An 8,767-nucleotide genomic window follows, 5' to 3' on the forward strand; every position below is an offset into this window, starting at 1 on the left:
TTTCACATTAACAAATAGAAGTTTATCCTCAATTTATTTTAGGAAACATCACCTTTAATCCATTGTGAACAATACTAATCTTCAATTTTTTTCCCATCACACAAGGTTCACCATCAAAATGGATAACACCCTCTTTTTTACGCTTTAAAACAATTTTTTCAGCCCGCATTGTATTCATTAAAGGGCTACGATCCATTGTTTTAGCAAATAATCGAATACCAATGCTTACGCCTCTATACAATCTAAAAGGTGAAAGAATACAAATATCTAATTTTCCATCCTGAATATCCGCTTTAGGCGAAATGTATGCATCATTACCATATTGCGAGGCATTTGCAAATGTTATGAGAAAAGCACGTGACTTAAGTTTTAATGTTTTATCAATTTTTAGTTTGTATTTTTTTGCCTTATAGCTAAAAAATTCCCTTATAGTGGTTTTGAGGTATGTAATAAAGCCTCTCTCCGTAGCTTCAGCAAATTTATGCCCAATATGTGCATCGAAACCAACCCCGCATGTACAGAAAAAAGGAACATCGTTAACTCTACCATAATCAATAGCCTCACATTTTCCTGTGTTAATAAGCTCTATCGACTTCTTAAGATCAAGAGGAATTCTCAAATGTCTAGCAAGTCCATTTCCTGATCCTATAGGAACAATACCCAAAATTCCATTGGTATCAACCAATGCTTTGGCTATTTCATTAACGGTTCCATCGCCTCCAACTGCAATGAATCGTGAATAACCTTCTGCAATTTTTTGTGGAACAATTTCTGTTGCTTCTCCCTTATATTTCGTGATATAAACTTCAGCATCATACATCGATTTATCAATTAGCTGAAGTATTTTTTTAGGTAAATCCGCTTTCTTTTTGGTTCCTGAAATTGGGTTGATAAGAAAGATTATTTTCTCTTTATTATTTGTTTGCATCATATCAATTCCTTATAAAATTTATTTATTTCCGCCAAAGGTAATTTACGATGCGATAATTAAAAAACTATTTTATAAAATACAAAGAAAAAATGAATCAAATCTTCTAAATCGATTCGATTGGAAGGAGAAAAGAAATGAATAAATATTATATATTTGCCGTTCAATTATTATCTGGTATACAACTACATAATTAAAAGTTTTACTACAAATCATAATTATATATGAAAAAACTTCTCGGCAATAGGTATGGAAGCATACTGCTAATGTATGTACTTTTTATAATTACTTCATTTATCTCTCGTACTGTATTACTAAGTATGTCGTTCCACGAGGTGAATCTTGGCATTTTCAGTCTCCTTAGAGTATATGGAGTTGGGCTATTCTTTGACACAGTAGCTTTTTCATATTTTATGATACCTTTTGTACTATTCCTATTACTTATTCCAAGCAAACTGTATAATTCTATTATAAATAGATGGCTAGGGCATTTTATCCTATTTATCACAATTTATATAATGCTTTTTAATGGAGTATCCGAATACTTTTTTTGGGAAGAGTTTGGTGTGCGTTATAATTTTATTGCTGTTGATTACCTTATTTATACAACAGAAGTAATCGGAAATATTCGTGAATCGTATCCCCTACCCCTACTTCTTATTTCAATTTTTATTATTGATTCCGCCATAATGTATTTAGTGATAAAGAAGAACCTGCTTTCTCCTTCATTAAATAGCAAAGTTAAATTCAAAGGACGCCTAACAACTGGAATAGTTCTATTAGTATTACCTATTCTATCATTTATAATTGTAGATAATACCTGGGCTGAAAAAACTGAAAATAGGTACAATAATGAATTATCAAAAAATGGGGTGCATTCCATTTTTGCTGCTTTCATAAACAATGAACTCGACTACGAAACATTTTATATTAAGAAACCTACTGAGGAGAATTTCACCAATTTACGTTCACTTATTAAAAGTGAAAATAGCCAATTCATTAGTGATAATGTGACTGATATTTCCCAGCAAGTTACAAATCAAGGAGAGGAAAAGAGGTATAACGTAATCTTCATTACTGTTGAAAGTTTAAGTGGAGAATTTTTGGGATATATGGGCAGCAAGAAGGGAAAAATTACGCCATATCTTGATTCAATCGCAAATAACTCAATACTATTTACAAATTTTTATGCAACGGGTACACGAACCATATGGGGGCTTGAAGCAGTAGCTCTTTCCGCACCGCCAAAGCCTGGGCAAAGTGTAATTAAGCGTCCAAATAATGGTAATATGTTCTCGCTTGGACATCTTTTCAAAGCTCGTGGGTATGAACTTAAATTCATATATGGTGGCAACGGTTATTTCGATAATATGAACTCCTTTTATGAAAAGAATGGATATACATCAATAGATAAAGGTGATTTTGAAGATAATGAAATTAACTTCGAAAATGCTTGGGGAGTTTGCGATGAGGATTTACTATCAAAAACTATAAAGGAAGCAGATCTATCTTTTGCATCGGGAAAACCTTTCCTTAATCTTGTAATGACAACCTCAAATCACCGACCATTTACCTATCCTAATGGGCGTATTGATATTATATCGCCTGCAAATCGTCAAGGTGCAGTTAAATATACCGATTATGCTATTGGCGATTTCATTCGTAAGGTACAAAAGAAACCATGGTTTAATAATACTTTAATAGTAATAATGGCTGATCATTGCGCGGGAAGTGCGGGACAAACCGAGTTACCTGTTCTTGAGTATCAAATACCTCTTATTATATATAATCCAACACTTTGTCCTCCTCAGAGGATCGATAAATTATCAAGTCAAATTGATGTTGCTCCTACTTTGCTTAGCATGCTAAATTGGACATATAAAAGCAAATTCTTTGGAAAAGATATTTTTAAAATGACACCAACTGAGGAAAGAGCTTTTATTGCAAATTACCAAAAGTTAGGATTTATAAAGAATGATAAAATAGTCATTCTAAGCCCACAGCAGAAGGTTCGTTATTATCAATTTAACAGATTAACTGGAGTTATGCTTGATATTCCTGCGGATAATGAGCTACTAAAAGATGCTGTAGGTTACTACCAATCTTCGAATTACGTTTATAAGAAAAAGTTGGATAGATGGGAATAAATAACAGCAACTTCTTACAAAGAATTATTATTGGCTTTGTATTTATTTTCATTATTCAAATAACAAGCAATGCCTCTGAAAAGAGGGATACTTTGGTATATAAACCTAAAAGAGATACCTCCGTATTAGTTAAAGCACAGGTTGTAGATATTGATTCGTCGAAATCACTATTATTCTACAAGCCAAGTTCATTTGGATTTATTGGATATGTTCCAAGAAATATTGCCGAATTTTGTAAGGTTAGTACTCGAAAAAAGAACCTGCCAAAATTAGGAATGCTAATAGGCGGTACCGCTATTCTTGTTGCGTTGGATCAAAAAATTCTTGACGCATCTCAGCAATTTGGAAGGTTTATTCACCTTGATGCAGAAAGGAAATTCACTAATGCGATATCTTTAAAATTAGGTGGCTTTCGGGTACCTGTGCTTGATATTCCTCAAAACTTAAATTCTGGATTCTACTTTCTGGGTGAAGGCTGGCCAAGTATACTTATTGCAGGTAGTTTTTATAGCTACGGTAGTTTTGCAAAAGATTATCGTGCGCTCCAAACCTCATCGGAACTAGCTGAAATGTTTCTAACTTTAGCTATCACTACTCAATTCATTAAAAGAGTTACAGGGCGTGAAAGCCCTTTTGTTGCTTCTTCTCCAGGAGGAAAATGGAAACCATTCCCAAATCCTAGCTACTACCAAAAGCATGTTCCCTACTTTGATGCCTTCCCTTCTGGCCATCTGGCTACAGCAATGGCTACAATTACAATTATTTCGGGAAATTACCCCGAATCCCGTTATGTGAAACCCATTGGTTATACATTGATGGGTGTATTAGGATATTCTATGATGAATAATGGCGTTCATTGGGTCAGCGATTATCCATTAGCCATTGCAATTGGATATGTTTATGGTAAAATCGCACTTTCGCATGGTCAGCAAGTTATTCATAAAAAACGTTCAAACTCCTTGGTAAGAACTTCAGTTACCCCAATACTAATTGGAGAGAATGGTTTTGGAATGAGCTATAGGGTTAGTTTTTAATAAAATTCCCGCCCTATTGCCTATTAATCATTAACTTGAAACTCTGTTTCCGTAAATTTCAATCTACCTTCTTACTAATCTCTTCTTATAGTCTAAATAATATATATTTTTTATAACTATTATTTATATTTTTCATAACTTACATTGTTTAATTTTATATTAAATTCTTATTGCGCATTAATGATATAATACAATATTTTAATCATAATAACAAATAGGCGATTACCGAAAAGCCTTAATAGAGTAGGTAAAAATTATGAAAAATTTTAACTATGAAAAATTTAAAATTAGACAGACTCACTTCAAACAGGTTTGATGTGAATGAATTAATTAAAATTAAAGGTGGAATATTAATTTGTGCTTGTCAACCCATGCATCCTTGCTATTGCAGAAGTTTTGACGATGCTTCTGATACAGCAGCAAATAACGAATTTTCGCGGTTTAACGTAAGGACTGCTGATTAATTGTGCCAACTGAATTATCAACCCCAGCAGCATTAAACAATAAAAACTATTTAAGTGCTTTCTGGGGTTGATTGATAAAAATCTAATCATGAACTTATTTTTAAAAAAGTATTGAACTATACCTTGTTTGAACAACAGCTCAGTCCAATTAATAGATTTTATATAGATTAGTCTTGAATACTTTATCTAAAGTAAAAGATTACACTAAAACTCTCCCATACCTCAAAGCAGGAAAACCCAATCAGTAATGGGCAATGCTTACTGAAATACATGTTTAAAATTAATTAATTATGAAAAAGTTAAAATTAGACAGACTTACATCAACCCGGTTTGATGTGAATGAATTAATTAAAATCAAAGGTGGATTATTAATCTGTGCTTGTGGGCCTTTTCATCAGTGCTATTGCTTATCGGAAGACTCATTCTCTGATGCTACTGCACAGAACACACCTTCGCGATTTGACATAAAGACTGCTCAATAATAGTCTAAATGGATCACCAACCCCAGTATTAAATAATATAAACTATTTAAGTGCTTGCTGGGGTTGGTTGATAAAAATCTAATCATGAACGTATTTCAAAAAATATATTGAACTATACCTTATTTGAACAACAGCTCAGTCCAATTAATAGATTTTATATAGATTAGTCTTGAATATTTATCTAAAGTAAAAGATTACACTAAAACTCTCCCATACCTCAAAGCAGGAAAACCCAATCAGTAATGGGCAATGCTTACTGAAAAATATGTTTAAAATTAATTAATTATGAAAAAATTAAAATTAGACAGACTTACATCAACCCGATTTGATGTGAATGAATTAAGGAAAATCAAAGGTGGATTTCTATTCTGCGGTTGTGGACCTCTTCATCAGTGCTTTTGCGGAGGGGATGACATGTTCTCTAATGAAGTTGCAGAGAACACACCTTCGCGATTTGACATAAAGACTGGGGAGTAATTGTTTAAATGGATCACCAACCTCGGTATTAAATAATAAAAACCATTTAATTCTACTTTAACAGATTGCTTATAACACGAAAAATCAACCCAATTTTACCCCTACCCCTAAAGGAATTGGGTTGATTTTTTTGCTTTCTCCCTTTAGGGTTTGGGGTAAAAAAGCAAAGAAAATCAAGTTTATTTCAAATCTGTTAAAGAAGAATTAAGTGCTAGCTGGGGTTGGTTGATAAAAATATCAACATAAACTTATTTCAAAATAATTATTCAACTATTCCTAATTTGAACCGCAATTCACAATTTAATATTATTAAAAAATTGTATTATGATAAGTGAAGAATTTTTCTACGACAACGAAACCAGATACTTTGTTCTGCAACCACAAAATGAGCTAAGTAGAAATAAAAAAGAGGAATATTTAAGGAGCGTAGGCTTTTATAAACAGCTAGACAAAAAGAAAAAACTCTCGGGGAGGTTTACCGAGGATCACATAAAAGACTCTCTGGCAAATGCACTACAAGTTGTATTTGAAGTAACTGAGAACTGCAACCTAGAGTGCAAGTATTGTGGTTATGGGGAGCTGTACAGTGGAAAGAATTCGAAAAGAGAAAAAACAAACTTACCTCTGGTTTATGCAATCAACTTTTTAAATTATATCAATGAATTTCTAAATAAAAACCTGAACAGATCACTCAATAAAACTATTGCAATAAGCTTTTACGGGGGTGAACCATTACTAAATATTGAGTTTATAAAATCCGTTGTTGACTATGTAAATAAAATTAAAAACGATAATTTCAATCCAAGGTTTGCAATGACCACAAATGCGCTGCTCCTAAAAAAGCATATCGCATTCCTTGCCGAGAACAATTTCAGGTTACTTGTAAGCTTGGATGGTAATAAAGATAACAATTCATATAGGGTATACCCCAACGGAAAAGATGCATTCAATGAGATTATCGAAAACATTGATTTTGTATACCATAATTATCCCGAATTTTTTAGAAGAAGTGTTGACTTTAATACGGTTATCCATAACCGAAACTCGGTAAGCGAAGCATTCAACTTTATTAATGATAGGTATAGCAAACACACAAAACTTTCGGAGTTGAATACATCTGGAATAAACGAGGATAAAAAGTATGAGTTCTGGGAGAAATATAAAAATATCAACGAGGATTTAGACCAAAGCGAAGATTATCGTTTTATTCGCGATAAACTTTCTGTTGAAACACCAGTAATTGGGCAAGTATCAAAATTTATTCATGTTTACACTAATAATGTTTACCAAAAGTATATCGATTTCTTTGAAGTCTCTGCCAACAGCACATATCTACCTACAGGAACTTGCATTCCTTTTTCAAGAAAGATATTTATTACCTCAAGAGGAAAAATACTACCCTGCGAAAGAATTTCCGATGAATTTTCAACAATGGGTTACATCTCCGAGACCGATGTTTTTATTGATTTTAAGGGAATAATTAGCCGCATGAATGGCATTTACGATAACCTTTGGGATAGCCAATGCAATCAGTGCTTTTATGCCGATAAATGTATGCAGTGTGTATTTAATCTGGACTTGGGTAAAGATAAACTTACCTGCCATGGTTATAAGCATGAAAGCAAATCAGCCCAAATAATTTCTACCCATTTGAGCGCATTAAAAAAAGAAAGAAAGTTTTATAAAAAAATATTAAAAGAGATATTCTATGCATAAATGGTTGTATTTAGATCCCTACGCTGAGATAACTTTTAATCATTCGAAGAAAAGATGCCTCATTTTTAACACACTCGATTCAAAGAAATATTTATTTGAAGGCAAAGAGTATGAAATGATAAAAAGAATATCCCAAAATGATTATTCAACAAAAATTACTGATAACGATGAAGAGGAGTATAAATCCCTTATCGGTAAATTTGAAGATAACTTTTTTGGAGGTATTTACACCTCTACTGATAAGCCATTAATCCTTTACCCTATCATAAATATCCAAAGAAACCTTAGGAAATTTAAGCAAATACCCTACCGCGATCAGGGAACTGATATTCTTGAGAACTTGCTCGAAATATCTATCCATTTTAAGAATAACGACTTTATAAAGATTGATAAAATAATTCAGCTAATCCGTGATGCTGAAAATAGCTCTTTAAAGAAGATAAATATTTTAATTGATTCGTATTCTACAAATAAAGATGCGGTTGAAATATTGATATCATTTCTAAAAACAGCCAAGATTAAGACCTATATCGATATTAATATCAAGGAGTACTACTCTTTTATAAACAATTTACCCGATGTTAAATCCAATCAGATATTCTCTTTGCATGTAATAATAGCAGATTTCGATTTCTCCGAAAAAATTATGGAGGAGAAAAACATCAAGCTAAAATTTAAAATATCAAATGAAGAAGAGTACAACTACTATTTCAATAAAATCTCAAACAATATTGAATACGATTTCGAAATTGATTACTCAAAAGCTGATGCTAGCTTTTTAAGTGAAAATATATATTTAAACGAAGAGGATATTCAGGAGATTAAGCTAACCAAGCAGAATTACGATGCAAACAAAATGCTGAACAGGAATTTATTCGGAAAACTAGTTATTAAAGATAATGCTATTTATAGCTGCGAGAATAGCACTAAAGCAATTGCAAACTTAGATAATGAAATAAACCTGAAACAAATTATATTCGATGCATTATGCAAATCGAACTACTGGTTTTTTACTAGAAATAATGTAATGCCATGCAAAGCGTGTTTGTACAAAAACTTATGTCCCCCAATTACCGAGAATGAACTACAAATAAAGAAATTTAATCTTTGCAATGTGCTAACCATGTAAACCTAGCTAGTAAACCCTTACATCAATATCGCAATTTGCGATATATTTTAACCTATCAATCAAAAAACATTACTACAAACTCATAATAAAACCTCCCAACCCTCCTTAAGAAGGAGGGCTAATTGGGTATTACTTTAACAATGATTTTGAGAAATAAAGAGTAATGTTGTAGTAACTGTTATAGCCTCTTTTCAAGGGGTTGGTGTTTGTTCTGCCACAAGAAAAACCCCCTTCCCCCTTAAAAAAAGGGGGTATAACAGCGCATGTCTTGTCCTAAAATAGGTTGACAAAAAACCAAACAAAATGTCAACTTAAAACAGGATTAACATGAGAACAGTAAACCGCTACACGGACGAATTCAAGAAAAATGTGGTAAAAGAAGTTTTGGAG

Annotated in this window: 8 protein-coding genes; 7 read left to right on the forward strand and 1 reads right to left on the reverse strand. The window is 32.5% G+C overall.

Annotated elements, in window-relative coordinates; all coding sequences use genetic code 11:
• Nucleotides 1-28: 28 nt before the first annotated feature.
• Nucleotides 29-931, reverse strand: a complete 903-nt coding sequence (locus HOO91_20720) for a YegS/Rv2252/BmrU family lipid kinase (GenBank protein NOU19989.1) — start codon at nucleotides 929-931, stop codon at nucleotides 29-31.
• A 221-nt stretch (nucleotides 932-1,152) separates the two neighbouring features.
• Between HOO91_20720 and HOO91_20725 the strand changes: the two genes are divergently transcribed.
• The 7 genes from HOO91_20725 (at nucleotide 1,153) to HOO91_20755 (ending at nucleotide 8,377) form a co-directional block, all read left to right on the forward strand.
• A complete protein-coding gene (locus HOO91_20725; GenBank protein ID NOU19990.1) occupies nucleotides 1,153-3,075 on the forward strand; it encodes a sulfatase-like hydrolase/transferase in 1,923 nt (640 codons plus the stop codon).
• The gene (locus tag HOO91_20730) at nucleotides 3,066-4,109 is read left to right on the forward strand and encodes a phosphatase PAP2 family protein (GenBank protein NOU19991.1); all 1,044 of its coding nucleotides are present in this window, start codon (nucleotides 3,066-3,068) and stop codon (nucleotides 4,107-4,109) included. Before HOO91_20725 ends, HOO91_20730 begins: the two co-directional genes overlap by 10 nt.
• Nucleotides 4,110-4,381: 272 nt before the next feature.
• On the forward strand, nucleotides 4,382-4,573 hold the full coding sequence (locus tag HOO91_20735) for a hypothetical protein (GenBank protein NOU19992.1): 192 nt from the start codon (nucleotides 4,382-4,384) through the stop codon (nucleotides 4,571-4,573).
• Nucleotides 4,574-4,863: 290 nt separating this feature from the next.
• The gene (locus tag HOO91_20740; GenBank protein NOU19993.1) at nucleotides 4,864-5,055 is read left to right on the forward strand and encodes a hypothetical protein; all 192 of its coding nucleotides are present in this window, start codon (nucleotides 4,864-4,866) and stop codon (nucleotides 5,053-5,055) included.
• Nucleotides 5,056-5,340: 285 nt separating this feature from the next.
• Nucleotides 5,341-5,532 carry a hypothetical protein gene (locus HOO91_20745; GenBank protein ID NOU19994.1) on the forward strand — a complete coding sequence of 64 codons (192 nt, stop codon included), beginning with the start codon at nucleotides 5,341-5,343 and terminating at the stop codon, nucleotides 5,530-5,532.
• Nucleotides 5,533-5,856: 324 nt separating this feature from the next.
• On the forward strand, nucleotides 5,857-7,248 hold the full coding sequence (locus tag HOO91_20750) for a radical SAM peptide maturase (GenBank protein ID NOU19995.1): 1,392 nt from the start codon (nucleotides 5,857-5,859) through the stop codon (nucleotides 7,246-7,248).
• Nucleotides 7,241-8,377: a hypothetical protein gene (locus HOO91_20755; GenBank protein ID NOU19996.1), complete on the forward strand. Its 1,137-nt coding sequence runs from the start codon at nucleotides 7,241-7,243 to the stop codon at nucleotides 8,375-8,377. Before HOO91_20750 ends, HOO91_20755 begins: the two co-directional genes overlap by 8 nt.
• The last annotated feature ends 390 nt before the right edge of the window (nucleotides 8,378-8,767 follow it).

The sequence above is a fragment of the Bacteroidales bacterium genome, assembly GCA_013141385.1.
GTDB lineage: Bacteria > Bacteroidota > Bacteroidia > Bacteroidales > Tenuifilaceae > UBA8529.

Bases quoted from the DNA above. Each gene is read 5' to 3' on its own strand.
- HOO91_20725 (NOU19990.1), top strand. From the start codon at position 1,153: ATGAAAAAACTTCTCGGCAATAGGTATGGAAGCATACTGCTAATGTAT.
- HOO91_20755 (NOU19996.1), top strand. From the start codon at position 7,241: ATGCATAAATGGTTGTATTTAGATCCCTACGCTGAGATAACTTTTAAT.
- HOO91_20740 (NOU19993.1), top strand. From the start codon at position 4,864: ATGAAAAAGTTAAAATTAGACAGACTTACATCAACCCGGTTTGATGTG.
- HOO91_20750 (NOU19995.1), top strand. From the start codon at position 5,857: ATGATAAGTGAAGAATTTTTCTACGACAACGAAACCAGATACTTTGTT.
- HOO91_20720 (NOU19989.1), bottom strand. From the start codon at position 931: ATGATGCAAACAAATAATAAAGAGAAAATAATCTTTCTTATCAACCCA.
- HOO91_20745 (NOU19994.1), top strand. From the start codon at position 5,341: ATGAAAAAATTAAAATTAGACAGACTTACATCAACCCGATTTGATGTG.
- HOO91_20735 (NOU19992.1), top strand. From the start codon at position 4,382: ATGAAAAATTTAAAATTAGACAGACTCACTTCAAACAGGTTTGATGTG.
- HOO91_20730 (NOU19991.1), top strand. From the start codon at position 3,066: ATGGGAATAAATAACAGCAACTTCTTACAAAGAATTATTATTGGCTTT.